Genomic DNA, 25,653 nt, shown 5'->3' with positions numbered 1-25,653 from the left:
ATCATGGCCGACAATATTTCATTTCGCGAGATCCCGGACGACGTGCGCGTGCCGGGCAGCTACATCGAGATCGACCCGACGCGGGCCGACCAGAGCCTCTCCAGCATGCCGTACGTGCGGCTGCTCGCCGGGCAGATGCTCGACACCGGCACGGCGGATCCTGCGAAGCTGATCCTCGTCTCGAGCTCCGATCAGGTCGCGCAGTTGGCCGGGCGCGGCTCGCAACTGCACCAGATGGCTGTCGCGCTCTTCGCGGCCGACAAGACGTTGCCGGCGTACATCATCGCCGTGCCCGACAACCCGGCAAGCGAGACGGCTACCGGCAAGATCGCGGTCACCGGACCCGCGACCGCCGCCGGCACGATCTACCTTTACGTGGGCGGCCAGCGGCACACGATCGGTGTCGCCGTCGACGACGAGGCTCCCGACATTGCAACCGCGATCGCCGCGGCGCTGCAGGCCAATCTCGACCTCGAGGTGACCGCGCAGGCCGCCGATGCCGCCGTGACGCTCACGGCCCGTCACAAGGGCTTCGCGGGTAACGACATCGATGTGCGGCTGAATTACTACCAGGGTGAGACGCTGCCCGCCGGCATCGCGCTGGCGATTACGCCGATGACTGGCGGCACTGCCAATCCGGACATCGCAACCGTGATCGCCGCGCTCAAAAGCGCGTATTACGTCGTTGTGCATCCCTGGACAGATGCTGCGAGCATGGCGCAGTTCGAAGCCGAGCTCGCCGACCGTTTCTCAGCGATGCGCCAGGAGGATGCGCACCAGTTTGTGTGTCTGCGTGGCACCTACGGCGATCTCACGACATACGGCACCGCCCGGAACAGTCCACACACGACGATCATCCCGGCAGAGTTCCGCATGCGCAGCCCCTGTGTGATTGCTGCTTCGGCGGCCGCAACCGCGACGTTCCGCGGCTCGTCGGATCCCGCACGGCCGTTCCGCGGCATGGTCCTGCAGGATATCGAGTCGCCCGACGAGAACGACCGGTTCACCTGGGATGAACGTAACAACCTGCTGAAGTCGGGCATCTCGACACTCATCGTCCTGTCGTCGGGCGAAACCGCGCTGGAACAGGTTACGACGACGTACCAGACCAACTCATTCGGGATGCCCACCCGGGCCTACTACAAGCTACAGAGCAAATGGACATCAGCATATTTCCGGTACGCGTGGCGCAACCGCATCGAATCGATGTACCCCGACTACAAGCTCGCGAGCGATGGTACGAATTTCGCGGCCGGCCAGGCGATTGTCACGCCAAACATCCTGAAGGCGACAACGCTGGCGCTCGCGCGCGAGCTTGAGACGGCAGGCGTGATCGAGAACGTCGACCAGTTCAAGGAAGACCTGAACATCGTGCGTTCGATCGCCGATCCGAACCGCGTCAACGGCGTGGCGGTTCCGGACCTTGTCAACCAGTTTGACATCTTCGCGGCAGCCATCCAGTTCATCAACTAAGAGGAGCGCACATGTCACAACTCAATGGGCGCGTGATAATGACAGTGGCAAACCAGCGCATCGCCACGAAGGAAGGCAGCGCAAAAATCAACATCGGTGGCGTGGAACGTGAAGCCACTGTGGCCGATGACGGCTCGGTCTATTCGACAGAGAAAGGTATCCCGGGGCAGCTCGACGTCGATATTCTCGTGCCGACCGGTGTGCGCGTCGCCGACATTCAGGCACTCAAAAACACGACTATCGTCGCCGAGGCGGACAACGGCAACACCTACGTGTACCGCCAGGCGTTCTGCGGCAAGGCCAGCGAAATCAGCGAGGGCAAGTGCTCGGCGACGTTCTACGGCAAGTGCGAAGAGCAGTAACCGGACATTTCAACCCTTAACAGCGACGACAATGGAAAACATCACAGGCAGATTCCAGGACGGCATGAAGATCGGCGACACCGTCCACCATGACTTTGAGATGCGCGTGCCGAATACGGGCGACATGATGGCGGCTGAAAACGAGATGCCGGTCGGCGGCTCGTACAAGCCGATCACGTTCAATGCATACCTCGCGGCGGTCGTGCTTACGCGCGTGGGCACGCAGGACGGCCCGATCTCGGTCAACCTCATCAAGCGCCTGTCCCGCAGGGATTTCTTCACGTTGCGCGACCTGCTCGACAACGCGGACGAAGAGGGAAACGTCGAGTCGAGCGATACCGGGCCCAGTTAAGCCAGGTATTGCTCATCGCGAAACATACCGGGTGGTCGCGCGCGGAAATCCTCGCGCTGCCGCCCGCTGAGTTTCTGTTCTACGTGCGCACCATCGTCAAGGCGGACGAACAATGACCGACATCACGATCCGCATCCTCGGCGACCTCTCCCAGCTAAACCAGGTATTGCTCATCGCGAAACATACCGGGTGGTCGCACGCGGAAATCCTCGCGCTGCCGCTCGCTGAGTTTCTGTTCTACGTGTGCACCATCGTCAAGGCGGACGAAACATGACCGACATCACGATCCGCATCCTCGGCGACCTCTCCCAGCTCGAGCGCACCTTCCGCGGCGGCGTCGCACAGATCGACCGCCGTTGCCGCGAGCTGCAGCGCTCGGCTGGCAAAAGCCTGAGCGAGCTGGACCGGCAACTGAAATCGTTCGCAAAGGACGGGCGCGACGTCGCGAGCTCGTTTTCCGCGATCGGCCGCAGCGTGACAGCGGTCGAAAGGGCAACCGGCCGGCTGTCGTCGAGGCGCGGACTTGGCACACTCGCACAGGAGGCCACGCAGCTCAACACCCAGCTTGCCCGCACGCCGGCGCTGGCCTCTCGCGCCGCACACGGTATGTCCATGCACGGGGGAAATGTTCACATAGGCGAGGGCGGCGTGGGCGTCGGGGCGCTCGGCATCGGCATGGGGCGGTTTGGCGTGCCGCTGGCTGTCGGCGCCGCAGCCGTATATGGCTCAAAAGCCATGGTCGACGCGGCTAGCAATTACCAGCTCGCGGCGGCGCGATTCAGAACACTGAAGCTCGGAGACCAGATCAACAAGGATGCCGAGGATTTCGCGCGGGGAACCCATGTATTCGGCATGTCGATGACCGAAAACATGACCATGCTTCGTGACATGCACGAAATCATGGGCAACTATGAGGAAGCCAAGGCGATCACGCCGCTTTTTTCCCGGATGCTTTCGGCAAACCGGATCGTATTCGGCGAAGAGGGGAATCGTTTCGATGAGAAAACGTTCCAGGCGCTTGGCAAGGTCATTGAAATGCGCGGTGGCACGAGTTCCCCGGAGGAAATGGAGCGGCAGGCCGACTATGCGCAGAAGGTTCTCACCGGGTCAGCGGGACTTGTCACGCCGACGGACATGCTCGAGTTCATGAAGACCGGCGGCGTCGCAGCGCGAATGCTATCGAACAAGGCGTTCTACGGAGAGTCCGCGCCGATGCTCCAGGAGATGGGGGGAAGCCGGTTCGGGACAGGGCTGATGAGTATTCAGCAAAATTTGGGTATGGGCCGGGCTTCCGTCCAGAGCGTGAAAGAACTGATGCGTATCGGCGCGATCGATCCGCACATGGTGGAGTTCACCAAGATCGGCACAATCAAGCGAATGAAGCCGGGCGGCCTTAAAAACATGCAGGCGTTCAACGAATCGAAGTATGAGTACCTGAAAGATTATCTGATACCGATGATCCGGAAGGCTGGCGTGGTCGGTCCGGGGGGAAAGCTCTTTTATGGGGACGCGATTACTGATCAGATGATGGTCAATGAGCTAAATACGCTCACGAGTCAGCGCACCGGCGCAAACGTCCTCGCCCAGATGTACCTGCAGCGAGGCAAGATCGACAAGAACGTCGCGGTCACCGAGGGGGCGGCGGGACTCTCCGACCTCGAAAATATGTCGAAGAATACGCTGGCCGGTCAGCAAGCCAATTTCACCGCAGCATGGACAGATTTCAAAACCGTATTCGGCGAGCAGATTCTGCCAGGCGCGACAACCCTGCTCAAGGGCGCGACGGATTTGCTCCGATCGGCACAGGGCCTGAGCCCGGACAAGGCGCTCGGCGGCGGCGCCATCGCTGGTGGGGCGTTGCTCACGGCAAAACTGTTTGGCAAGACGCCAGTCTTTGCACCGGGTGGTACTGAAGCGCCTGGCGGCGAGTTGACGCCCGCGGCAGCGGCGCGGCTCACTGCCGGCGGCAAGATGCTGCGCGGTGCAAAAATAGGCGGCATCGTTGGCACTGCGACCGAGCTGGTCGGTGCAGGCGTCGACGCATGGAATATCTATCACGACAAGACACTTTCCGACCAGGAAAAGAAACTCGGATACGCACAGACGGCCGGCAAGGCGGTCGGTGGGGCGCTCGGCATGGCGGCCGGCGCGGCCATCGGATCGATCATCCCAGGCTTCGGGACCGTGGTCGGCGGCATGCTGGGCAGCATGGCTGGAAGCTATCTCGGCGAAGCTGTTGGGAAGTGGGGCGGCGAGTATGCCGGGGAGAAAATCTGGGGCAAGCCTCCCGAACATAAAGACGCATCGGGCACCACTCCACCTGAAGTTCTGCAGCCGCCGCAGCAGCTCGAGACGGCCGTCAACAAGGGGATGGTCGACGCAATCAAGTCGACCCCACAACAGGTGCAATTGAGCATTACTGGGCACCTCTCGTACGACAAGCCGCCCCAAATCTGGGTGACCGGCAGCGGTCCCGGTGGGAACCTGAAAACGAACGTCGGCATCACGATGCAGCCACAGTAGGCGCAATCGGCTCAGCTATCCGGGGCGATATAATCGCCTCAATCTGGGCGTCATCTTGGGAGCAAGTGCGATGTGGTCACGCAAGCCGCCGGTAAATCGTAACGTCGATCGCTACGAGTGGGAACAAGCTGAACGGATGCATGCGACGTATAAGCGACTTCACGAAAAGCTGCAACGATTGGGGATGGATGCACATGGCGCCGATGCATATCTTGACGCGTATAAGCAACTTGAACGAACCGTCGAGCTGCTGAATCCCACCGAAGAAGACTTTTTCTGGGATGACCACACTTCTAGTTTCGCAATAGCTCTGCAATCGCTGCAGAAAATGCAGGCGCTTTGGAGTAAGGCCAGAGATGGAAACGGGACGGCCGCGATTTAGGAACGTCGGCATTACGATGCAGCCGATGTAGCCAGGCTATTCTTCGACCACCGGTTCCGGAGGCTGCTCGTGCTCCGCTGCAGCCGGTCTTACGCCAGGCCGAGGGCAGGTCGAGCGCAAGCCATCAATGTGTTCCTGAAGGTTGTCCGGGATGCGGGCCCACATGGGGTCCAGGATGAAGTCGATTCCTTCGCGCCGCGCCTGCTTGGCTGCGGGAACAAAATCGGCATCGCCCGCGAACAGCACGATCTGGTCGACCTGATGCTTGAACGCAAGCGAAGAGACGTCGAGCCCGATTCGCATATCTACGCCTTTCTGACGTATATCAAGCGTGACGTCCTCCGGTGTCAGCGCATCGAACGCGAGGCGACCGCGCAGCAGCTCTGAAATCCGGGCAGGTTTGATGGTCCATTGGACGTGGTTCGACAGATGTCCGAGGCGAAGGGCCACCTTGCGCCGCGTGCGCAATCCGTCATGCAATGCAGTCCGAAACGTTGCCTCGTCGGAGCGGGAAAAGTCGATGAGCTGTCCGCTCACCGGGTTATGCATCTTTTTTATGAGCGGCGGACAGTCGTAGAAGAAGATCCGGTAGAGTTCGCGGCGGTTTCGGCCGTTCGGCTCAGTGAGATGAGCGCATGCCCATCGGAAAGCGCATTCGACGGCTCGCTGGGCATCGTGCGCATTGTGCGGCTCGATCGAACGGAACCGCTTGATGAAGAAGGCACCATCAATCAGGATAGCCGTCGGCATTCTGTCCCCTGTACGCGCAAAAAATTGCCCCCGGGTTCGGCACGCCCCGGATAGGGTGGACGCGCTTACTGCCAGGGGCTGGATGAAAATAATACTAACACGATTTGCCGCGAGTTTCGCTTTTACGTTGAGTTTCGCTTTTCATGGGGGTATGATCAGCTTGCCGCTGAAACAGTAGCGGCCGGGTTTGACAGCCCGTGTTTTAGACGGCGGACGCACCGCCTCCCGGCGGTTTTTTTGCGTCCGCGGCCATCGCACGCCTGTATGATTGACGACGGGTGGGCCATGGCGGGGGAGCCTTCGGGCTCGCCGGGTCCGTCTAACCGGTCTGTCAACCCTGTCATGCGCCCGCCCACCCCGATTGACAGCGGGGCGCGGGACTCTGGTTCCTCTTAGACGGAGTTGGCCATGTCCTATCCCTCTGCCCGTACCGGGCACTCCAGCCGTTCCCCTCAAGCTGTCCCGTACCGCCCGGAGGTACGCCATGCGTGAGCGCATCCTCCACACCGCAGTTGCCTGCAGTCCCGGTACGGTAACGATCGTGCACCCTGGATACTCGGCCGTTACCGACTACGTTTCCATGCGCGCGACCCAACTCACCGCGCTGCTCGATCTCGTTCACGATCAGGGGCTGGAGGTCTTCGTGCAGTGCGACGACGACACACAGCGCGGCGTGCTGTGGCTCGCGTCGACGCTGGCCAACGAGGTTTCTGACCTGATCCTGCAGCAGCCCGACGCGCCGGTTTCATAGCGTGCTGGCCTGAAATCCCCCCCTTTTTTTAGGGGCTGACGGGACCGACGATGCGCACATCACACAGGTGTGCGAATGGCCTCCAACCCGTCTTACCGCCGGGCATCCTTCCGGGGATGCCCGTTCTACTATCGCGAGATTTCCGTCGAGCTCGGGCGCAAGACGGTCGTCCACACGTATCCGCTGCGCGACAAGCCCTTTCCAGAGGACCTCGGCCGGAAAGAACGCGAATACACCATAGACGGTTACCTGATCGGCGACGACGTGCTCACACAGCGCGCGACGTTCGAGGCGGCACTCGAGACAAAAGGACCCGGCACGCTCGTGCTGCCTGACCGCGGTGAACTGCGTGCCAGCATCACGAAAAGCACTGTCAGCAACCGCATCGACGAGCGCGGCCGCATCGCGCTCAAGCTCACGTATGTTGAATCCGGCGAGGATATCCAGCCGGATGCCTCGACCGACACGCAGCAGCAGATTTCCGACGCCGTTTCCAGCGCCTACCCATCGCTCCGCAGTGCATTCGCCAGTGCATTCGCCGTGAGCGGTCTGCCTGACTACGCCCTCACCGCAGTCATCAGTGAAGCCGCGTATGTGGTCACGACGGCCCAGCAGATGACGCAGGCGCTGCTGCAGGATTTCGACTCTTACGCGGCCTCGGTCGCTGACGCCAATGCGCTCATTGCGAGTATCGGGTCGCAGTTGACGGCGCCCCTGGATCTGGCCGGCATGCTCGTTGATGTCATCCAGGCGATCGAGGCACAGATCTACCCGTCGGTCGCTACGACGCTTCCAACGCCCTACGGCACCACGTCGACGGCGACCGACGACGACTCCACGTCGCCGACGTGGGCGCAAACACCCGCGCCCGGCCCGCAGGCATATCAGACGATGGCCTCGCTGTGGACGTATACCGGACAGCCGGCATCCACGCCATGGCCGTCGTCGCTGGCAGTAACCCCGACGCGTGAACAACAGACGCAGGCGCAGCAGGCGGTGATCGATCTGGTGCGCGGCACGGCGTTCCTGGAGTCCGCAGCCGCGGTCGCCGCGATCGAGTTCGACAGCTACGACCAGAGCCAGCAGATCCAGCAGCAGTTTTTCGACGCGATCTCCGACTACATGCTGGAGATCGACGATGACAACTGGTATTTCGCGCTCAAGACCGTGCGCGCCGCCGTAACGGACGACATTACGGCGCGCGGCTCGACGCTCGCTCGCGTGCGGTCCGTCACGCTGCCGCAGAGCGCGCCGGCGCTCGTGGTGTCGTACCGGCTTTACGGATCGCCAGACAGCGCGGATGACATCTGCGCGCGTAACGCCGTAGTGCACCCGCTGCAGGTGCCCGGCGGCATTGCGCTGGAGGTGCTTACCGATGGCTGATACAGGCATCGCCGAGCTGAAAATCGGCGGCACGTCCTACGGCGGATGGACCGACGTGACGGTAGAGGCCGGCATCGAGCAGATCTCCGGTGCGTTCAAGGTCGGCGTGACGGACCGGTGGGCCGATCAGCCGGTTGCACGGCCGATCCGGCCGGACTCGGCGGTGCAACTGCTGCTCGACGGTGATCCGGTTGTCACGGGCTGGGTCGACGAGGTCAACACCGACGCCGACGATCGTTCGCACTCGATGCAGATCGATGGGCGCGACAGGACCTGCGATCTCGTCGACTGCTCGGCGATCTACAAGACTGGCCAGTGGCGCGGCGTCACGCTCGAGCGCATCGTGCGTGACCTCGTCGCGCCGTATGACATCACGGTCACCGTGAACGCCGACGTGGGCGCCACCTTTCCCTCGTTCAATCTTCAGGAAGGAGAGACGGTTTTCCAGGCGATGGACCGCGCGGCGCGCATGCGTGCCGTGCTGCTCACCAGCGACAGCAACGGCGGGCTGCTGCTCACCCGTGCAGCCAACGCGCCGATCGCGACGCGCCTGGTGTTCGGCGAGAACATCAAGAAGATCGCTTACAGGGAGAGCCTGAAGGAGCGCTTCAGCGAGTACCGCGTGAAGGGGCAGGGCAAAGGCAACATGAACGTGTACGGCAAGGCCGTGCGCGGCTATGCGAGCGCGACCGATTCGGCCCTCACACGCTACCGGCCGCTCATCATCCTGTCCGAGAAACAGGCAGGGCAGGACTTCTCGCTGCAGCAACGCATCGACTGGGAACGCGATGTACGTATTGGCCGCGGTACGCGCGTGACGATCACGGTCCAGGGCTGGAGTCATGCAGACGGTCTCTGGCGCCCGAACACCCTCGTGTCGGTGCAGGCACCGGAATTTGATATCAGCGACCAGTTGCTGATCGCAAAGATCCGGTACCTGCTCAATGAGCGGACGGGCACGACCTCTGAGCTCGAACTCGCCGATCCGCGGGCATTTGCGCTCCTGTCCGGCGTGTCCGGCACGTCACTGAACCGGGCGATCCGCGGCGCTGATGGCGTGGAGGTACGCCGTCGCAATGTCGCGAATATCGGGCGCCACAAACGGAGTAGCCAATGAATGATCGTCATCTCGCAGATCAGGTCCGGCGCTCGATCGCGCGCGGCGTGCTCGAGCAGCAGTCCGATCCCGTGCTCATGCAGGTCAGCATGTCGGACACGGAAACGCGCGACGCCGTCGAGCATTTCCAGCCGTTCGGTCTGCACGCGATGCCAGTATCGGGCGCAGAAGGTCTGCATCTGGCCGTCGGCGGCGACCGTGATCACGGCGTCGTCGTGGCCATGACGAACCGCGACCTGATCCCGGCCGATCTGCTCAATGCCATGCGCGCCGGCGAGACTGCGCTGTGGGCAGCAGGGGGCTGGTACATGCACCTGAAAACCAACGGCACCCTGCGTATCAACGTACGCAAGATCGAAATCACAGCCGACGACGGCACGAGCTTTGGCGGAGGCGTCGCGATCGGCAAGAACCTCACCGTCGACGAGGGGATGTCGGTGAAGGGCGAAAGCGACTTCGCCGACGACGTCAGCATCCGTGGTCTGAGTTTTTACGGCCATGGACACGACGGCATCGAGCGCGGACTTGGGACATCGAACGGCCCCGTGGAGGCGTCGAATGGGTGATGTCCGTACGGTCTGGTACAACCCGCAGCAGGTTGCCGACTACGTGGTCGAGAACGGGCTGCTCGGTAACGATGACGGGCTTGTGAGCGCTGCGCTCATCTCGCTGTTCACGGACGGCCGCGCGCTTGATGACGACGTCATCCCGGATGCGCCCGCCGGGCAGACGGGCGATCCACGCGGGTGGTGGGCGGATGAGTACTCCTCGACTGCGAACGACGCCATCGGCAGCCGGCTGTGGCTCAACGAAAGCGCGAAGCAACTGCCCATTGTGCTCACGCAGGATCAGGAGCGCGCGCGCGAGGCGCTGCAGTGGATGCTCGATGACGGGCTGGTCTCACAGATCGACGTCACGGCAACCAATCCGCGCGACGGCGTGCGCGTGCTGCGTGTCACGCTGTACGGCCCGGACGATGCGGTGACGCGGCTGCAGTTCCAGGATTTCTGGGAGCGTCACTGATGCCGTTCAACCGTCCCAACCTGAAGACGTTGATCGGCCAGGCCGAATCGGACATCGAGGCCGAGCTGCCGGGCACGACGGCCCGCGTGCGCCGCTCAAACCTCAACGTCCTGGCAATGGTGCTTGCCGGTGCCGTGAATGGCCTGTATGGCTATTTCGAGTTCATTTTCAAGCAGTTTTTCCCGTGGTCTGCGACCGGCTGGTGGCTCCAGCGCTGGGCCGCATGGTGGGGGGTTACGCGCAAGGCCGCGGTCGCAGCGACCGGCTATGTCGTCTTTACCGGTCAGGCGGACTCGGCGATTGCGCTCGGCACCGTCCTGCAGTACAGCGGCGTGGAGTACACGACAACCGCGTCGGCCAGCATTCCGGCTACGGGGCAGATCGCCGTGCCCGTCGTCGCCGGTGTGACCGGCACAACCGGCATCGTCGCGGCCGGTGCCCAGCTCACGCTCACGACGCCGGTTACCGGCGTCGACTCGCAGGCGACCGTCGATGCGGACGGCATCGCGAACGGCTCTGACACGGAGACGGACGACGATCTGCGCGCACGCCTCATGCGCCGCGTGCAGAAACGCCCGCAGGGCGGCGATGCTGACGACTATGTTGACTGGGCGCTCGAGGTGGCTGGTGTGACGCGCGCATGGTGCGTGCCTGTGGGCAACGGTATGGGCACGGTCGTTGTCTATTTCATGCGTGACGACGACCCCGACCCGATACCGAACGCCGCCGCCGTAGCGGCTGTTTATGCATACATCGAGAGCGTACGGCCCGTCACAGCCGAGCTGTGGGTCGTCGCCCCCAGACCGCGCGACGTCGACTACGCGATGAGCATTACGCCCGATACACCGGAGATTCGGACGGCTGTAATCGACGAGCTTGACGATCTGCACCATCGAGACGCCGAGCCTGGTGCCGAACTGCTCATCTCGCACATTCGCGCAGCAATCTCGAACGCGGCAGGCCTCAACGACTACACGCTCACGACACCGGACGGAAACGTCGTGGTAGCGCAGTACGAGATCCCGATGCGAGGGAAGGTCACATGGGCATGACGAAAGAGGGCTACCGCAGCGCCCTGCAGCAACTGCTCCCACGCGGACTGGTTTGGGTACGCGCGCTCGGGACGCGCCTCACAGGGCTGCTCACAGGCTTTGCGCGCACGCTGCTCCGCGTAGACAATCGCCTCGGTGACCTCGCGCGCGAGACGGACCCGACCAAGACCGTTGAAGCGATCACCGACTGGGAGAAGCTCGCGGGCCTTCCCGACGATTGCTGCTGTACACCAACCGTCTCAGACGACCTCGACGAACGACGACAGGCTGTCATCCTGCGACTAACGAACGAGGGTGGCCAGAGCAAGCCGTACTTCATTCAGCTCGCGGCGATGCTCGGATTCCAGATCACCATCAACGAGTTCCGGCCCTTCCGGGCGGGCATCAGCCGGTGTGGCGACCCGCTCAATTCGCGCGAGATGAGCTTCATGTGGGTCGTACGCGAAACGGACTCGACACTGCCGACTGACCTCAGTGAACAGGCGGCAGAAGCCATTGCCTGTGCACGGGCAGCGCTCGTGTGCATTTTTCGCCGCTACAAGCCGGCGCATACCGACGTCGTGTTTTATTTCATCGACTACCTGATCACCGAAGACGAAACGGCATTCATTACTGCCGAGGACGGCACGCCATTCGTCGCCGACGGACTATGGACGCATTGACATGCAGCGAGTTACAGCCCGAAACGCCGTAGCAGTCATGCCGGCCCCCTCACAGGAGGGGGTAACCGGTTATTTTTCGGACGGCGATGAGGAACTCGGCCTCGACGGTACCTACGTGCCGGCAACCTGGATGAACGGCATACAGGAAGAGGTCGCGGCCGTCATTGAAGCGGCCACGCTGGTTCTCAGCGCGAGTGACAACACGCAGTTGCTTCAGGCGTTAAAGAAGTTGTTCGCTGCCGCCGACCGCATCCCATGGGAAGTGATCGTCGACACCCCCGACACGCTTGAGGGTTACGGGATCACCAACGCTGTTGAGCAGGGCGGCGGCGTCCAGCAAGGCACAAACAAGATCTACATCGGCTGGCGCCCGGATGGTAGTGGCCTTGCCGCCACCGTGGACAAGACTGACCTCGGCACCATCGTTTTCGAAGCCGAACTGCAGACGAACGTCAAGAATCTGACCCAGCAGATCACGGCTCTCCAGCAAGCCCTCGATGCAGCCGTCACGGCGATGCAGCAGAGCCTCGCGCAGACCGAAAACAGCCTGCAGGAGGAGATCGATGGGAAACAGCCCACGGGTAACTACGTACAGGGCGCAGACGGGCACACCTACGCGCTTTCGTGGGCCGACCCGATTCCTCACCTGCTTGTTGACGGACAGGATGAGGGGCCGGTCTATTGCCAGAGCTGGTTTCAGCCGATGTCTCTGGGAGGCATTGGCAACACGATCATCGTTGACGGCAACGTACCGGCAGGCACCACCATCTCCGGCGCGACGGTGCGGGGCGGTCCGACCCTGGGCGGAACATGGATGGGGTGCGGCCACTTTTCAAGCGGCAGCGACAATTTTTCCCTTGTAGTGAGGGTTGAGTGATGCCCATTCCCAACTGCCGCGATGTTACGAATATGCGGGCGAACTAATGCACAAGAGGTAGAGAGGCTGACATGCCTGGATTCGTGAAGATCTCGGATCTGCCACTCGCTGGCGATCGCGATGGCCTGGAAGTGACCGCTGCAGTCCAGCGTGGACGTTCGGTAAAGCTGCCTGAGAACGACCTCGCTGCGTCCACTGGTGCTTACCAGATCGGCCTCGCGGACTCGACTGTCGGGGACCTGCTCGCGGGCCGCGTCGACTACGTATCGGGCAGTATCGCCGAACTGCGGCAGATCGACAGTACGTTCGGGCGTGTGCGTGTTGCGAGTTACTACGCGGGCAAAGCCCGTGGCGGCGGATATTTCTGGCGGAACTGGGCAGATACCGCGAGCCCCGATAATGGCGTAACGATCATCGTCGGATCGGATGGTTGCCGCTGGTATCTTGAGCAGCCTGGTGCGCTTGATTTCTGGCAAGCCGGCCCCGTGGGCGATGGGGTCACCGATGACGCGGCAGCACTGGCTACTGCTGCGGCCACTGGCTGGAAAGTAGTGATTTCAAATGGCAACTTTGCGATCGGCATCGCAGACCTTAGCGCACTTACGCCGTGCGATATCGAGGTTGCAGCTACAGCAAAGATCGTGCTCCTGAATACGCAAACGGCTGCTGTCGGCATCACGTTGAACTGCCCGCATTCGCACATCACAGCGTACGGCACGATCGACGGTAACGGCGCAGGGCGCAGTGCAGTTTCACTTGGCACACAGGGTGGTGCGACGGCGGATTTCTCTATCGCACGGCTGTTCGACGTACGCAACGTGACTGGCGAGACATGGTCTGGCACGCACCCTTCTGGCATCGAGATCAACGGTGGTACGGGTCACGATTTCTACATCCGCGGGCAGGACTTCGTGAACAATCTGCCCGGACAAACGGGATCGCCAGCGCGTCTCGCCACCGTGCAGGGCTACGCGGATCGCGTGGTCGGAGAAGCGGACGGCAACAACTGCTGGATTGGTGTTGTGACCGCTTCTACTAGCTGCCATTTGAAGCGCGTGAAACTCACGCAAGGCGGACTTGAGGCGCTCTACAACCTGAACGGTACGACTACGTTTGGCGACATTGAATATGCGGGTCAATATCAAGCGGTCGTGAACGAAGCAAACCTTCGCGGCGGACGCATTGGTCACACTGGCGATAAGCCGCCGACTGGCGCAGCGGTGGCTCCGAACGGCGGCGCAACTATTGCACTCCAGAACGCGGGTTATACGGATATCGGCGTGATCCAGGCCGAACGCGATGCCTCGCAGCCCACTGTGGGGCCGGGCACGCTGCTCGTCGTGCGCTCCGGCAATGAGCTGAGCGGGCCGGTGCGTATCGGCGCAGTGCAGGGGACGATCCGGCCGACATCGATCGTCTCGCTCGGCTATCACGGCAACGTCGAGAAAGTCACGATCGAGAACGTTGATTTGACCGTCGAGTATGACCCGTCGGTCATGACGAACATCCTCGCCTGTGCAGACTTTTCGGGTGCGCAGGAATTCACGCTGCGCAACTGGAACACGAAGATCGTCGACGTGACAGGCGCGAACCCGACAGACGCGGGTAATTACTTCCAGTGGCAATTGCCGCTCTCGACAACCCTGCTGCGTGACAGCACGTTCCAGGACGTGCGCGTCTATCTCTACCAGCAGGACGGTGTAACGCCCATGTCGTATCCAGGCCTGCGCATCCGCAACGGAGCACAGCCGCTTGTGCATACGTGCGGACAGGTGTGGGAGACGGGCATTGCGTGCATGCGAGAGGCAACTGCGTACGGGGGGGCAAAGCCTGGCGTTGACGTTGCGAACGGCAAACCGACAGCCGGCACGTGGTCACAGAACAAGCAACTCATGAACTATGCGCCCACGGTTCAAGGCGCGTCGGGGAGTCAGTACATTAATCTCGGCTGGACCCTTGTATCGAGCGGAACACCGGGCACGTGGGTTCAAAACAATGTGCCGACGGGTACATAGGAGAAGCAGATGGCTTTGAAGTTGAAAATCACAACGTCGGCAGGAGCTGTATTCGATCCGGCATGGTGTCGCGTGGAGAGCGTCACCGTCACGCAGTCGCGGATGACGTTCTCGCTGCGCAAATACGGCCTTCAGGTGGGTGCTCCCTTTTTCGACGAAGAAGGCTTTGAAGCGAGCTATGAGGTATCAGGTGAGAACCCGTTCACGCAGGCCTATGCATACCTGCGCACGTTACCGCAGTTCTCTGGTGCGGAAGACGTCGATGATGCTGCGATTGATCCGGCGGGCGCCGGAATTGGCGAAACGGCGGCCGTCTCCTGAGAGAACGCCGGGATTCACATCGCGTCGGTTGGGACGCGGTGTGCCAATACACGGGCTGGGTTGGCAGTCCACCACATGGAGTCCATCCCATGGACCAACTGACCTTCCAGCGCGCCGCGAGCCTTTCCGCGTCGCTCACCAACCGCTGGTTCACGCCGGTGTCTGCCGCGATGTCGGAGTTCGGCATCAACACGCCAGCACGACAGGCCGCGTTTATCGCACAGATGCGGCACGAGAGCGGCGGTTTCACGCAGCTCGTCGAGAGTTTTAACTACCGGCCAGAGGCGCTCGCAATTTTCTCGCGCGTACCGGTAATCATGCGCGCGAAACTCGGACGGCAGACGGGCGAGACCGTCGTGCCGATTGCCCGACAGCAGCAAATCGCGAACTTGGCATATGGCGGCCGCTACGGAAACGGAGATGCAGCAAGCGGCGACGGCTGGCGATATCGCGGGCGCGGCCTCAAACAAGTGACCTTTCGCGACAACTATGCGGCGGCGGGCAAGGCACTCGGTATCGATCTCGTCGCGAACCCTGATCTGCTCGCAACCAATGACTCGCTCGCGGCCCGATCGGCCGGGTGGTTCTGGTCGACGAATGGATGCAACGCACCTGCAGACCGCAGCGATTTCGCGGGCACGACACGCATCATCAACGGTCCGGCAATGGAAGGGCAGGCGGCGCGCGTCGTCTGCTGGGACTGCGCGAAAAAGGCACTCGGACTTGCGTAATGAGGAGGAATCTTGACGTCTGTTGATGTTTACGACTCGCTGATCGTATTCGCGGCTGGATCCGTCGGTGCACTAGTCCGGGTAATGTTCGTACCGCCGCCGACGCGCATGCTCAAACTCGCGCACTTGTTGTGCGGATCTTTGATGGCGGTGTTTATCGCGCCCGCGATTGTGGAGCACTGGTTTCGCGGGGAGAGTGTATTTGTGCAGGCCGGGATTGCCGTGCTGACCGGCGCAGTCGGCCCGAATCTCGCGGAACTCATTATCCGGCTCGTGCAGCGGCGCGGTGACAGCGTGGCCGACCAGCTCGTCGACCGAGTTACCGGCCGCCCTGAAAACCAAAAACGTGACACGGAGGATCAACAATGATCGCCGCAATTATTTTCTATGGATTACTGAATTGTTTGCTCGGCGCGGCCGTTGGGTGGCTGATCATTGTCCCCGGGCAGGCGCGCGAATGGCGCATCACGCTCGGCATCGTGATGGTCGGCGTACTGGTCAACCTAGCCGGACTGATCTGGCTGGGCTATGCCAATGTGTGGCTCGGCGAATTCGCAGTAACAGGCGGCGTCGGTCTGGCGTTTGCTGGGCTTGTGCTGTTCAAGCACCCGCTCAAGGCACATTGGGGGACAGAAGGATGAATCTGAGTGCGTCCATCTGGACCGGCGCAGTAATAGCCGTCGCGCTCGCGTGCGGTGGCAGCTACATGAAAGGCCGTGCAGACGGCCGGGCGGCCGAGCAGGCCATCGCACAGAAAGCGCGGGCCGATGCGGTCGAGGTAGCGCGCGCTGAGGAAAAACGTCGCACTGATGCTCAAACGGTGATTGCGAATGATGCAAAACAACAACGTGACACGGCGCGTGCGGATGCTGTCGCTGCCGCTTCTGCTGCTAACGGGCTGCGCAACCGGGTTGCCGAACTCGTCGCTTCAGCCCGCCATCCCGCAACTTCCAGCGGAGGCGCGACAACCGGCGACGCCCTCGATCTGCTCGCCGACGTGCTCAGCCGGGCTGACGAAACAGCGGGAGAGTTGGCGGACTATGCTGACCGTGCCCGGATCGCCGGACAACAGTGTGAGCGGAGCTACGACGCGCTGATCGCTGCGCCGCCTGCGAACTGACTACGCGCGAAGCGCAGCGGGTATGCGGTACGCAGGCGCAAGGCGGGCAGGGCACCAAGATCTGGAGGACCGTGCCGTGGCTGATCCGATCATTCCATGGATGGGGGGAAAGCGGCGTCTCGCCGAGATCCTGCTGAGCCGATTTCCTGCTCACGAATGCTACGTCGAACTGTTCGCCGGCGGCGCTGCCCTGTTTTTCCTGCGGCCGCCGGCGGACGTCGAGGTGATCAACGACATCAACGGCGAACTCGTCAACCTGTACCGGGTGGTCAAGCACCACCTCGAGGAGTTCGTGCGGCAGTTCAAGTGGGCGCTGTCGAGCCGTGAGGTCTTCCGGTGGCTGCAGGACACACGGCCCGAAACGCTGACCGATATCCAGCGCGCTGCACGCTTTTTCTACCTCCAGCAAAACTGCTTCGGTGCAAAACCGACCGGGCAGACGTTTGGCACGAGCACGACAACTCCACCCGGTCTCAATCTCCTGCGCATCGAGGAGACTCTTTCCGCTGCCCACCTGAGGCTCGCCGCCACCTACGTCGAGCGCCTCGACTGGCATGAATGTATGCAGCGTTACGACCGACCTCACACGCTGTTCTATGCCGATCCGCCATACCTTGAGACGGCGGGATACGGCGCTGTGTTCGGGATCGAGGAATACGCTGTGCTCGCCGCGGCTATGATGGAACTGCAGGGCAAGGCGATCGTGAGCGCGAATAACCATCCGGCGCTGCGCGAGGTATTCAGGGACTTCCAGTGTGAGGTCGCTCCGGTTGAATACGTCGTTGGTGGGCCCGCACGTCGCGTCGCACGCACTGAGCTGATCGTCTACAGCTGGGACCGCGCGCGGGAGCCTGCCGGCCTTTTCTAGCCGGCCATGACGCCTAGGGCGGTGGCATCTCCATCTGCGGACCGACGCGCCGCCGGAACGCGAGGAGCACACCGGAGCGGGCGTCTTGATGGCCCCGGCCCGCGAAAGGTGTGGCAGTGGGCTGGACGGCGCTGTGAGACGGGAACTGCGGCGCCGTGCTTGTTTTTCGGTTGACCTGCGACATGAAATCGGCAGATAGGTCGACGCCGTCGGCAACCGCCGCCTGGCATGCCGTCTCCAGCGCGAGTACGTCGTCTGACGCGTTGAAAACCGGGTCGTTCGCAGCGCCGGTCGCCTCGAAATCCTCGACAAATCGCGGGTGACGGACGTGTCCAGGCAGATCCTCGAGGCGGATCACCTGGAGGTTATCGGACTGCCGCGGCGGCCTGCGCCCGAACATCTGCCGTAGACGCAGATCAGACTCGATGCGCTGCAGGCGCATTAACTCGGACGGCCACCATGGCATTTTCGTGCGGTAATTCAGCCAGTCCCGAATACAGCGCTCACTACGCCGGAAAAGACGTGCGATCTCATTTATCTCTAATCCCGAGATGTAATAGCGAAATTCTTCCGGATTTCCGTACCGCCGGGTCGGATATCGCATGACTGCCTCCAGGGCAATAAATCGGCAGTTAATAGCGCAGGATGCAAACTATAGAGGAAAGCGTAATTTGGGCAAGATTTGCAATCAAATAGTCAGATCAACCATGCGAGGCAAATATTGCCAGAGAAAGCAAAATTTCCGGTTGATAATTTATCTTATGTAAAATTTGATTCAGTTCCTGCTCAAGCCGTTGCGAGCCGTTGGTCTGAATAAATTCATTCCCGCTCTTTGCAGAGTTATGTCCTTGTCCCCTTGGGCCGGACTCGGTGCGTTCCGTGGCGATGCCACGCTTCACGTCGCCACGATCCCAGGTTGCGCTCACACGGTCCAACGCCCGCTCCGTATCATCCGGGATGCAGCCTTCGATATGGCATGCATGGTCCGCCGTGAACTCCAGCTTGCCACGCCTATTTCGCAAACACGCGCACCCTAAGACAAAAGAACGTGCGTCGAACTACTTCGCGATAACGGCAAATGGACAGCTGCAATTGAAACACTGAATCAAGTCGGTACCCTTCTACGCGGACTATCCAGTGCCGTTTCCCCGACTATTCGAGCCACCATGCCGCACACCGGTTCATGTCGACTCGTCGCAAGTGGCTTTCGATGTTATTCGGCTCAAATTGACGCCACGACGCGAACGTTACTGAGCACCCACATCACGTCCTGTGCCGCATCCCCCCAAGTCCGACAAGTTGACAGACTGACTGTGCGCTTACGCACCAATGCGGCCGGAAGATCTGTCGACAATGGCATGTGTTCACTATGGTGCCGGCGGCGCTCGTGAACATGGAAGCCCTCGCTACGCCGGAGCGTGTCGGGAAAACCAGCAAAACAATGGCACATCAGGAGCATGGGCATGCCGACGACATTCACGTTGATCGATCTTGCCGGGTCCGTCGCGCTTTTGCTGCTGGGCACGCAGATGGTCCAGACAGGCATGCAGAGGGCATTCGGGGCGGGGCTTCAGTCGCTTCTTGCACGCTCGCTATCCGACCGGGGGCACGCTTTCGTCGCCGGGATGGGCACGGCAGCCGTATTGCAGAGCGGCACGGCAACCCGTTCAATGACAGCCGGCCTTGCTGCAACGGGGCGCGCTGACCTTGTTCCAGCGCTGGCCATCATGTTGGGGGCGAACGTCGGTGCGACGTTGATTGTGCAGGTGCTGTCGTTCGATGTAGCGGCTGTCTCGCCGGCACTGATACTGGTCGGTGTGCTGATGTTTCGCAAGGCATCGAAAACACGAGCTCATGATCTCGGCCGCGCGTTAGTCGGGCTGGGCCTTATGCTGATTGCGCTGCACGAGCTGCTCGATCTGATGACCGACTACGAAGACGCACCAAGTCTGCGCGTGCTGCTGGGCGTCGCGTCGACCGTACCGCTGGTGGATGTGCTCCTTGCTGCAAGCCTCAGTTGGGCCGCAGATTCAAGCGTCGCTGCGGTGTTGCTGGTCGCATCCCTCTGCTCCAGAAACGTCGTGCCGCCTTCCACCGCATTCGCACTGGTGCTCGGTGCGAATCTGGGTGCCGCGATCAAACCGGTGCTCGAATCGCCTGTTCCCGATGATCCCGCAGCCAGGCGTCTTCCGGTTGGAAACCTGCTCGTTCTCGTGACCGGGACTGCGCTGGTGCTTGCTGCATTAGGGCCGATCGGGGAATTCATGGTCATCATGGAACCTGACAACTGGCGTGTGGTCGCGAACTTCCACATGCTGTTCAATGTCGTCCTGGCCGTGTTGTTCCTGCCACTGCTGTCCCCGTACGGCAACCTCCTCAGCCATCTGATGCCCGCGCTCGTAAAGGTTAGCACCCCGCCAGGATCCGTTCATGGCGATCAGACTGCTACGCCAGCGCTGCGGGACGCATACGATTCTGCAATGCGTCTGTCATTTCGCATTGAGGCCGATCCAGGCGAGCCCCTGATTGCGGACCAACAACGTTTGCGAGAGCGCGACCGTGTTGCCGGCAGAGACATCCATCGCAGGGACATTCTGGATCGGGTCGGCTCCGCTGCAAGGAGTCGGCTTCCGTCGCGCGACAATGCAGCGGACGAACGGCGAGACAATGCTCATGCGGCGCCTGAAATGTTCGAGTGGGATAAGCCGGGCACCAGGATCAACGTTTCCGAAAGTGGGCGCCACACAGTTGTCAGCACAGCACCCGACGGCGTGCAAACGCGGTACGGCCCTGCCCGATCGATATGGCTGACACTCCAGGACCTTCGGATAGTGCAGCAGGCGGAATCCGCAGGACCAGACAGGCAATCGATCCTTGCGACATACATACAAGGAACCGCGCATCTGGACGACGGAAATCTGTGCGTGATCGGAGAACCCTGGACCAGGCAGCACGTCGTCAGCGTCACGTTTGGGATCCGGGAACTCAATGAAGGCGATCGTCACGGCCTTCGCGAATGGCAAGATGTATTGGGCACCACGTTTTCGGACGTCCCGCTAGGTACGGCCAGGCTTGGCTACAACGCCGATGATCATGAGATTCAGGACGCCGGCCGATGGTGGGCATCGCTCCACGTTCCAGCAAGTAGTATGCAGGGTCTCATCGAGGGTATCGACGCTGCACGACTCAAAGACGTCAAACTCGCGCTGTGCCTGAGGAATCTTTATTCGATTACGCCGGAAGTCTCCGATGCGCGTGGCGGCGCCTGTGTGTTTCTCAGACCAGACAGCGTAAATATCACCGGCTTGCCCGAAGTTGCGACGGGATATGTGACCCATATGGAATTCGAGCAGGCCAGCATCAGGCTCCGCGATCCTGATGATGCACGTTCAGGCAACAATGATGCGCTACCCACCCGCGAGGCCCATCAGCAAACCGAGGCGGTTCGCGTGCTTGATGAGAAAGTGGGAAGTCTCGTGATTCTGGTGAAATGGCTCGCCGCACTCATCGCCGTGCTGCTTGCGGTTTTAGCATTCGTAAGGCATTGACCCTGCGCCTGAATGTACGATTCACGGTGTCCAGAGACATGCTTTTGTGTTCGACCTGCGATTGGACGTTGCGCTGCTGCCCCACGAAAATGAGTCGCTGCCGGAACTGGGACACCCACCGCTCTTCCGGTGCCGGAGCGCCACGTTCACGCTGGCGCATTGATCACATCAATAGACGCCGCAACGGTTACTCATAAAACGCTTCATAGGAAAAATTGCATTCACAACAACTGGAAACCTGCGCGATCGTTCACCTATACTCGTTTGACTCGTCAATGCAGTCACATTTTCCGAATACCAACAATTGCGGAGCGTGAAATGCGAGAAACGATGCGTAATATAGGCTTGGCACTGCTGACTTTCTTTTTGACGAGTGCCAGCGTTCTTGTGCAGGCGGGTTCGACCTGCAGCGGTTTGAGCTGCTTTTTCCGAGGTCAGTTGGTCGAGCAGAGAACGACCCTTCGCATAAGCGCGGGTGACTTCGCAAAACTGCTGAGCACCAGCGCGTCGGGGCAACAATTGCTGAAAGTTGCCGGCACACCGCGCTGCGACATCGAAATCAGGTATCTCCGCTACCTCACAATAGGTGGCGCGGGCGAACCCACGGAATCGAGCGCGGCGCTGATGATTCCTGGTGGAGCCGCATCCTGCACAGGTTTCCGGCCGCTCATGTTGTATGCCCACGGAACGACGACCTACCGCAACTACAACATCGCCGATATTACCCAAACAGACCCGGCCAACGGCGCTGGCGCGGGCGAAGGGACGGCCGTGGCCGCGATCTACGCCGCGCAAGGCTACATCGTGGTGGCGAGCAACTATGCCGGCTACTCGGGCTCCCCCTTGCCGTACCACCCCTATCTGAACGGCGACCAGCAATCGGCCGACGTGATCGATTCACTGCACGCAGCCCGCATTTCGATGCTCCTTCCGGACCCGGGAAACAAGACGCGCGAAAACGGGAAGCTGTTCGTCACTGGATACTCCCAAGGCGGCTACGTGGCGCTCGCCACGCACCGCGCGCTGCAGGCGGCCGGAATCAAGGTGACGGCATCCGCGCCTGGCTCGGGTCCGTATGCGCTGGGCGCCATGGGCGATGCACTGGTCGGGGGCGAGGTCGATCTCGGCTCGACGATCTTTTCGGTGCTGGTGACCACGAGCTACCAGCACGCGTACGGCAACATCTACAGCCAGCCAGGCGATTTTTATGAGGCGGCCTACGCCACTGGCATAGAGAGCCTGCTGCCGAGTGTCGTTCCGTTGAATACTCTGTTCGCCGAAGGCAAGCTCCCCACAACGCAGCTCTTCAGCATTCAGGCGCCTGCACTCCAGTTCGCTTCGGTGACGCCGCTCGCTGTGCCGCCTCTCGAACCTATTCAGTTGGCGCCGCTGTTCGCGTTGGGATTCGGCATGTCGAATCTGGTGCGCAATGCCTATCGCCTGAGCGTGCTCCAGGACCAGGTCGTCAATCCGGATGGTGCCTATCCCACATCGACTGTCGCGATGGCCCCCGCCGCCAGTCCTGCTCAGCCGCTGCGCCAGGCATTCAAGCGCAATGATCTGCGGAACTGGGTCCCTCGTGCGCCGGTGCTCCTGTGCGGCGGCCATTTCGACCCGACCGTCTTCTTCTTCAATGCGGTGATCGAGCAGGCCTACTGGAAAAACGCCAAAGTCGCGCCGGGCCTGACGAGCGTTCTTGATGTCGATTCCGCCCCTGGCGTGAACGATCCGTTCGCCGCGGTGAAGACAGGGTTCGCGCAGGCCGAAGCGGCGGTCGCCGCGCAGGCCGTTCAGGCCGGTGCCACGGATAACGGGTTTTCCGCGATCCTCCAGGCGTACCACGGCAGTATCGTCGCGCCGTTCTGCATGGTCGCGGCGCGCGGCTTCTTCAGCAATTTTTGATTCAACGCTCGCGTCAGACAGGGACTGAAGACGACGACATACGCAATTCGACGCGATCTACGGACTTCATTGCGTCGAAGATCCGCCTGCTTCGTGGCGCGATGCGAAGTATTGCGGAGACGGAACCGTCTGCACGCACACTCGTAATTTGATGCCGCGATTGTGCGCCCGAGGCAAACTCGGGCGCACAGCGCCTTCACTCGCCGAACCCGTGTTGGCCGTTGCTTGCTGCAACGTCAGTCCCTACCGTAACCGTCCAATATCGCCCTCGCCGTCAGATCAAGACCCAAGGCCGCTTCGAAATTCCTCCTGTTCGCCCACAGCCGTTTACCCCGCACATTCCCAAATACGAGTTCGTTTTCAGCGGGTGGAAGATCATCCGATCTGTGCTCCTGTGATCGCGTGGACCACGCGGCGGCCACGAGTCGTAAAACGCCCCGACTGTCCACGTCATACACGCGAATCCACGTCCGATATTTCCCGACGTACATAACTTGCTTACCGGTGCGTCGCGGATCGGCGGAGTCAGTTTGCCAGCCGATATCCGCGATGCGCATCACTCGTCCATACGGATCCAGCACATACTCGATCAGGACGGTCTTGCGCAACATTTCGTACCGGCATTTGGGAATATGCGATCCAGCGCCGAAGAATTCGGCCACCACCCAATCGCCGCCACTGGATAACGATCGGAACCGTCCGGACCCTCGGCACGGCGTAGACGCTGCTGATCCTTGCAAGCATTTTCCGGTTCAGCACCGATTTGCCGAACCAGTACGTGACAGGCTTGAAGTCAGCCGCCTCTGCCTTGATCGAATTCCCGCTGTTCATGTCGAGCCGCAACGCGCCAGGCGACATGGATACGGACTTCACAGAGCCATCATCACGAATTCGAGCGTAGTAAGCCGGTCGTTGCCCTTCGATCGACGTCGTATGTTCCGCCGATTCAGCCGTTTGCTCGTACGTCATGCACAGCGAACCGATTGCAATCGCTATCAGAGAAGCCGGCCAAAATCCGTCCAGCTTAAAAGGGAAAACACTCATAACTCGTACTGGATGCTGATTCTGCCGCGATACTACCGGGGCAATTCTATGCACCCTCTCCGCCCCGATGCCGACGCCCTCACCGCCCGCTATCGAGCGCGGTGAATATTTTATAGGCCGCCGTCACGCGCGCAGCGATCGGGTAATTGCGGTTCGAGAGAATCACGATTCCGATCCGCCGCGCAGGCACGAACGCGACATACGAGCCAAAGCCGTTCGTTGAACCGGTTTTGTTGATCCACGTAGCGTCGCTCGGCGCCAACGGCGGATCGATCTTTGCGGATGGCGTTGGATCGATCGCTTTCGGCGCATTGCCCTCAAGCAGCGTATCCAGTGCGACCGGCCAGGCGTATTGCTCCCAGATCAGATCCTGCGTCATCGGTCCTGCGCGGAAATAGCCGGTATGTGTCGCTGCGATCGCCTGACGTAAGCCCGGCTCGACCGGGCGCACGCCGAGGTTTACCTCGACGAAACGAAGCACGTCGGCGGCCGTTGCGCGCACACCGTACGACTCGCTGGAGAGCACGTCGCCTTTCATCCGGACCGGCTCGCCGTTTTTCGTATAGCCCTCTGCGTAGTCGCCCATTCTCGCAGGCGGCACGACGATGTAACTCTGCGAGAGACGGAGCGCCGGAAAAAGCCGATGCTCCATCAGTTCGGGAAATGGCTTCTCCAGCACCTTCGCAGTCACGAATCCGAGCGTGCCGACCGAAACGTTCGAATAGGTGCGTTCCGTGCCGGCGGGATACGCCGGCCGCCACGCTTTCAGATACGCGAGCAGGTCCGACTCGCCGTGGATCTCGTCGGGGACTTGCAGCGGCATGCCGCCCGGCGTGTGCGTGCCGAGCTCAAGTAGCGTGACCGCGCCGAATGCCGTACCGTCGAGCGCTGGCCAGTGGCGCGCGACCGGATCCGCAAGTGACAGCTTGCCCTCTTCACCGGCCCACGACGCGAGCGTTGCCGTGAATGTTTTGCTGACCGAGCCGAGTTCGAACAGCGTATCGCTATTCACTGGCTTGCCCGTCTCCTTCGACGCGACGCCGTAATCGAACACGTACGAGTGCCCGTCGACGGTGACGCCCACTGCCGCTCCCGGAATCCCGTACTCACGCATCATCGGCCGGATTGCCGAGTCGACGATGTGCTGGACTTCGATGCGCCGGTCAGGTGTCGCGCGCGAAATGCGATCCCCGGCAACGACCCCGGCTGCCAGGACGGGCGCCATCAGGCATGAGGTGAATGCCGCCAAGGCGATGCGCCTGCGGGTGAACTTCATTGCTTCATGTCCTTTGCGAGAGTTATCGCGTACCTGATGGTCAACGAAATCTTGTTGTTCGAGGCATCGCTGCCTGTCCCGTGTCACGGCCCCGCAGGCCAGGTCCCGTGCCGCGTGCGAC

28 protein-coding genes are annotated in these 25,653 nt (G+C 61.3%); 23 read left to right on the top strand and 5 right to left on the bottom strand.

The window, feature by feature from the left end; translation table 11 throughout:
• The first annotated feature begins 3 nt into the window (after positions 1–3).
• The 6 genes from L0U80_RS20590 to L0U80_RS20565 all read left to right on the top strand — a co-directional run bounded on the left by L0U80_RS20590 (position 4) and on the right by L0U80_RS20565 (position 5,092).
• Positions 4–1,473 (top strand): phage tail sheath C-terminal domain-containing protein, encoded by a 1,470-nt coding sequence (locus tag L0U80_RS20590; protein WP_233869240.1) that lies wholly within the window; start codon positions 4–6, stop codon positions 1,471–1,473.
• An 11-nt stretch (positions 1,474–1,484) separates the two neighbouring features.
• Entirely contained in the window at positions 1,485–1,835 is a 351-nt protein-coding gene (locus L0U80_RS20585) for a phage tail tube protein (protein WP_233869237.1), read from the top strand.
• Between the two features lie 31 nt (positions 1,836–1,866).
• On the top strand, positions 1,867–2,187 hold the full coding sequence (locus L0U80_RS20580) for a hypothetical protein (RefSeq protein WP_233869235.1): 321 nt from the start codon (positions 1,867–1,869) through the stop codon (positions 2,185–2,187).
• A gap of 112 nt (positions 2,188–2,299) precedes the next feature.
• A complete protein-coding gene (locus L0U80_RS20575) occupies positions 2,300–2,461 on the top strand; it encodes a hypothetical protein (RefSeq protein ID WP_233869232.1) in 162 nt (53 codons plus the stop codon).
• Positions 2,458–4,710 carry a phage tail tape measure protein gene (locus tag L0U80_RS20570; protein ID WP_233869229.1) on the top strand — a complete coding sequence of 751 codons (2,253 nt, stop codon included), beginning with the start codon at positions 2,458–2,460 and terminating at the stop codon, positions 4,708–4,710. The genes L0U80_RS20575 and L0U80_RS20570 overlap by 4 nt, the downstream gene beginning before the upstream one ends.
• A gap of 70 nt (positions 4,711–4,780) precedes the next feature.
• Positions 4,781–5,092, top strand: a complete 312-nt coding sequence (locus L0U80_RS20565; protein WP_233869227.1) for a hypothetical protein — start codon at positions 4,781–4,783, stop codon at positions 5,090–5,092.
• Between the two features lie 36 nt (positions 5,093–5,128).
• Here L0U80_RS20565 and L0U80_RS20560 read toward each other — a convergent pair whose 3' ends face one another.
• Positions 5,129–5,842 (bottom strand): NYN domain-containing protein, encoded by a 714-nt coding sequence (locus L0U80_RS20560; RefSeq protein ID WP_233869224.1) that lies wholly within the window; start codon positions 5,840–5,842, stop codon positions 5,129–5,131.
• A gap of 484 nt (positions 5,843–6,326) precedes the next feature.
• Here L0U80_RS20560 and L0U80_RS20555 point away from each other — a divergent pair, with 484 nt between their 5' ends.
• From L0U80_RS20555 to L0U80_RS20485, 15 genes are all read left to right on the top strand, one after another.
• Positions 6,327–6,593: a hypothetical protein gene (locus tag L0U80_RS20555; protein ID WP_233869221.1), complete on the top strand. Its 267-nt coding sequence runs from the start codon at positions 6,327–6,329 to the stop codon at positions 6,591–6,593.
• Positions 6,594–6,668: 75 nt separating this feature from the next.
• Complete coding sequence (locus tag L0U80_RS20550; RefSeq protein ID WP_233869218.1) at positions 6,669–7,976, top strand: DNA circularization protein; 1,308 nt, start codon at positions 6,669–6,671, stop codon at positions 7,974–7,976.
• Complete coding sequence (locus L0U80_RS20545; protein WP_233869215.1) at positions 7,969–9,093, top strand: phage baseplate assembly protein; 1,125 nt, start codon at positions 7,969–7,971, stop codon at positions 9,091–9,093. Before L0U80_RS20550 ends, L0U80_RS20545 begins: the two co-directional genes overlap by 8 nt.
• Positions 9,090–9,659, top strand: coding sequence for a phage baseplate assembly protein V (locus tag L0U80_RS20540; protein ID WP_233869212.1), 570 nt, complete (start codon positions 9,090–9,092; stop codon positions 9,657–9,659). Before L0U80_RS20545 ends, L0U80_RS20540 begins: the two co-directional genes overlap by 4 nt.
• Positions 9,652–10,116 carry a phage GP46 family protein gene (locus L0U80_RS20535; RefSeq protein ID WP_233869209.1) on the top strand — a complete coding sequence of 155 codons (465 nt, stop codon included), beginning with the start codon at positions 9,652–9,654 and terminating at the stop codon, positions 10,114–10,116. Before L0U80_RS20540 ends, L0U80_RS20535 begins: the two co-directional genes overlap by 8 nt.
• Positions 10,116–11,168 carry a baseplate J/gp47 family protein gene (locus L0U80_RS20530; protein ID WP_233869206.1) on the top strand — a complete coding sequence of 351 codons (1,053 nt, stop codon included), beginning with the start codon at positions 10,116–10,118 and terminating at the stop codon, positions 11,166–11,168. The genes L0U80_RS20535 and L0U80_RS20530 overlap by 1 nt, the downstream gene beginning before the upstream one ends.
• Complete coding sequence (locus tag L0U80_RS20525) at positions 11,159–11,830, top strand: YmfQ family protein (protein WP_233869202.1); 672 nt, start codon at positions 11,159–11,161, stop codon at positions 11,828–11,830. The genes L0U80_RS20530 and L0U80_RS20525 overlap by 10 nt, the downstream gene beginning before the upstream one ends.
• A 37-nt stretch (positions 11,831–11,867) precedes the next feature.
• Complete coding sequence (locus tag L0U80_RS20520) at positions 11,868–12,707, top strand: tektin family protein (RefSeq protein ID WP_233869199.1); 840 nt, start codon at positions 11,868–11,870, stop codon at positions 12,705–12,707.
• 71 nt (positions 12,708–12,778) lie between these two features.
• On the top strand, positions 12,779–14,722 hold the full coding sequence (locus tag L0U80_RS20515; protein ID WP_233869196.1) for a putative phage tail protein: 1,944 nt from the start codon (positions 12,779–12,781) through the stop codon (positions 14,720–14,722).
• Between the two features lie 9 nt (positions 14,723–14,731).
• Complete coding sequence (locus L0U80_RS20510; protein ID WP_233869193.1) at positions 14,732–15,043, top strand: hypothetical protein; 312 nt, start codon at positions 14,732–14,734, stop codon at positions 15,041–15,043.
• An 89-nt stretch (positions 15,044–15,132) separates the two neighbouring features.
• A complete protein-coding gene (locus L0U80_RS20505; protein ID WP_233869190.1) occupies positions 15,133–15,774 on the top strand; it encodes a glycoside hydrolase family 19 protein in 642 nt (213 codons plus the stop codon).
• A gap of 12 nt (positions 15,775–15,786) precedes the next feature.
• Positions 15,787–16,143, top strand: a complete 357-nt coding sequence (locus L0U80_RS20500) for a hypothetical protein (RefSeq protein ID WP_233869187.1) — start codon at positions 15,787–15,789, stop codon at positions 16,141–16,143.
• Positions 16,140–16,415, top strand: a complete 276-nt coding sequence (locus tag L0U80_RS20495; RefSeq protein ID WP_233869182.1) for a hypothetical protein — start codon at positions 16,140–16,142, stop codon at positions 16,413–16,415. The genes L0U80_RS20500 and L0U80_RS20495 overlap by 4 nt, the downstream gene beginning before the upstream one ends.
• Positions 16,412–16,894, top strand: coding sequence for a DUF2514 family protein (locus L0U80_RS20490; protein WP_373322237.1), 483 nt, complete (start codon positions 16,412–16,414; stop codon positions 16,892–16,894). The genes L0U80_RS20495 and L0U80_RS20490 overlap by 4 nt, the downstream gene beginning before the upstream one ends.
• 76 nt (positions 16,895–16,970) lie before the next feature.
• Entirely contained in the window at positions 16,971–17,762 is a 792-nt protein-coding gene (locus L0U80_RS20485) for a DNA adenine methylase (RefSeq protein WP_233869177.1), read from the top strand.
• A 13-nt stretch (positions 17,763–17,775) separates the two neighbouring features.
• Here L0U80_RS20485 and L0U80_RS20480 read toward each other — a convergent pair whose 3' ends face one another.
• Both L0U80_RS20480 and L0U80_RS20475 read right to left on the bottom strand, forming a co-directional pair.
• On the bottom strand, positions 17,776–18,204 hold the full coding sequence (locus L0U80_RS20480) for a hypothetical protein (RefSeq protein ID WP_233869174.1): 429 nt from the start codon (positions 18,202–18,204) through the stop codon (positions 17,776–17,778).
• A 259-nt stretch (positions 18,205–18,463) separates the two neighbouring features.
• Entirely contained in the window at positions 18,464–18,697 is a 234-nt protein-coding gene (locus L0U80_RS20475; protein WP_233869171.1) for a hypothetical protein, read from the bottom strand.
• Positions 18,698–19,225: 528 nt separating this feature from the next.
• On the opposite strand from L0U80_RS20475, the gene L0U80_RS20470 reads away from it, so the two are divergent.
• Positions 19,226–21,310, top strand: coding sequence for a Na/Pi cotransporter family protein (locus L0U80_RS20470; protein WP_233869168.1), 2,085 nt, complete (start codon positions 19,226–19,228; stop codon positions 21,308–21,310).
• Positions 21,311–21,628: 318 nt separating this feature from the next.
• Positions 21,629–23,212: an alpha/beta hydrolase family protein gene (locus L0U80_RS20465; RefSeq protein ID WP_233869165.1), complete on the top strand. Its 1,584-nt coding sequence runs from the start codon at positions 21,629–21,631 to the stop codon at positions 23,210–23,212.
• A 236-nt stretch (positions 23,213–23,448) separates the two neighbouring features.
• On the opposite strand, the gene L0U80_RS20460 is transcribed toward L0U80_RS20465, so the two are convergent.
• Together L0U80_RS20460 and ampC are read right to left on the bottom strand one after the other, a co-directional pair.
• On the bottom strand, positions 23,449–23,874 hold the full coding sequence (locus tag L0U80_RS20460; RefSeq protein WP_233869162.1) for a hypothetical protein: 426 nt from the start codon (positions 23,872–23,874) through the stop codon (positions 23,449–23,451).
• 461 nt (positions 23,875–24,335) lie between these two features.
• Positions 24,336–25,532 carry a class C beta-lactamase gene (ampC, locus tag L0U80_RS20455; protein ID WP_233869159.1) on the bottom strand — a complete coding sequence of 399 codons (1,197 nt, stop codon included), beginning with the start codon at positions 25,530–25,532 and terminating at the stop codon, positions 24,336–24,338.
• Positions 25,533–25,653 lie beyond the last annotated feature (121 nt).

This window comes from Paraburkholderia adhaesiva, assembly GCF_021390575.1.
In the GTDB taxonomy this organism is placed as follows: domain Bacteria; phylum Pseudomonadota; class Gammaproteobacteria; order Burkholderiales; family Burkholderiaceae; genus Paraburkholderia; species Paraburkholderia adhaesiva.
The sequence above is the reverse complement of the archived record's forward strand: the minus strand, read 5'-3'. Positions and strand labels throughout refer to the sequence as shown.

Coding starts and splice junctions, on each gene's coding strand:
- L0U80_RS20470 (WP_233869168.1), top strand. CDS start 19,226: ATGCCGACGACATTCACGTTGATCGATCTTGCCGGGTCCGTCGCGCTT.
- L0U80_RS20560 (WP_233869224.1), bottom strand. CDS start 5,842: ATGCCGACGGCTATCCTGATTGATGGTGCCTTCTTCATCAAGCGGTTC.
- L0U80_RS20480 (WP_233869174.1), bottom strand. CDS start 18,204: ATGCGCCTGCAGCGCATCGAGTCTGATCTGCGTCTACGGCAGATGTTC.
- L0U80_RS20545 (WP_233869215.1), top strand. CDS start 7,969: ATGGCTGATACAGGCATCGCCGAGCTGAAAATCGGCGGCACGTCCTAC.
- L0U80_RS20575 (WP_233869232.1), top strand. CDS start 2,300: ATGACCGACATCACGATCCGCATCCTCGGCGACCTCTCCCAGCTAAAC.
- L0U80_RS20565 (WP_233869227.1), top strand. CDS start 4,781: ATGTGGTCACGCAAGCCGCCGGTAAATCGTAACGTCGATCGCTACGAG.
- L0U80_RS20590 (WP_233869240.1), top strand. CDS start 4: ATGGCCGACAATATTTCATTTCGCGAGATCCCGGACGACGTGCGCGTG.
- L0U80_RS20510 (WP_233869193.1), top strand. CDS start 14,732: ATGGCTTTGAAGTTGAAAATCACAACGTCGGCAGGAGCTGTATTCGAT.
- L0U80_RS20535 (WP_233869209.1), top strand. CDS start 9,652: ATGGGTGATGTCCGTACGGTCTGGTACAACCCGCAGCAGGTTGCCGAC.
- L0U80_RS20585 (WP_233869237.1), top strand. CDS start 1,485: ATGTCACAACTCAATGGGCGCGTGATAATGACAGTGGCAAACCAGCGC.
- ampC (WP_233869159.1), bottom strand. CDS start 25,532: ATGAAGTTCACCCGCAGGCGCATCGCCTTGGCGGCATTCACCTCATGC.
- L0U80_RS20490 (WP_373322237.1), top strand. CDS start 16,412: ATGAATCTGAGTGCGTCCATCTGGACCGGCGCAGTAATAGCCGTCGCG.
- L0U80_RS20570 (WP_233869229.1), top strand. CDS start 2,458: ATGACCGACATCACGATCCGCATCCTCGGCGACCTCTCCCAGCTCGAG.
- L0U80_RS20505 (WP_233869190.1), top strand. CDS start 15,133: ATGGACCAACTGACCTTCCAGCGCGCCGCGAGCCTTTCCGCGTCGCTC.
- L0U80_RS20495 (WP_233869182.1), top strand. CDS start 16,140: ATGATCGCCGCAATTATTTTCTATGGATTACTGAATTGTTTGCTCGGC.
- L0U80_RS20555 (WP_233869221.1), top strand. CDS start 6,327: ATGCGTGAGCGCATCCTCCACACCGCAGTTGCCTGCAGTCCCGGTACG.
- L0U80_RS20515 (WP_233869196.1), top strand. CDS start 12,779: ATGCCTGGATTCGTGAAGATCTCGGATCTGCCACTCGCTGGCGATCGC.
- L0U80_RS20530 (WP_233869206.1), top strand. CDS start 10,116: ATGCCGTTCAACCGTCCCAACCTGAAGACGTTGATCGGCCAGGCCGAA.
- L0U80_RS20525 (WP_233869202.1), top strand. CDS start 11,159: ATGGGCATGACGAAAGAGGGCTACCGCAGCGCCCTGCAGCAACTGCTC.
- L0U80_RS20550 (WP_233869218.1), top strand. CDS start 6,669: ATGGCCTCCAACCCGTCTTACCGCCGGGCATCCTTCCGGGGATGCCCG.
- L0U80_RS20520 (WP_233869199.1), top strand. CDS start 11,868: ATGCCGGCCCCCTCACAGGAGGGGGTAACCGGTTATTTTTCGGACGGC.
- L0U80_RS20465 (WP_233869165.1), top strand. CDS start 21,629: ATGCGAGAAACGATGCGTAATATAGGCTTGGCACTGCTGACTTTCTTT.
- L0U80_RS20540 (WP_233869212.1), top strand. CDS start 9,090: ATGAATGATCGTCATCTCGCAGATCAGGTCCGGCGCTCGATCGCGCGC.
- L0U80_RS20580 (WP_233869235.1), top strand. CDS start 1,867: ATGGAAAACATCACAGGCAGATTCCAGGACGGCATGAAGATCGGCGAC.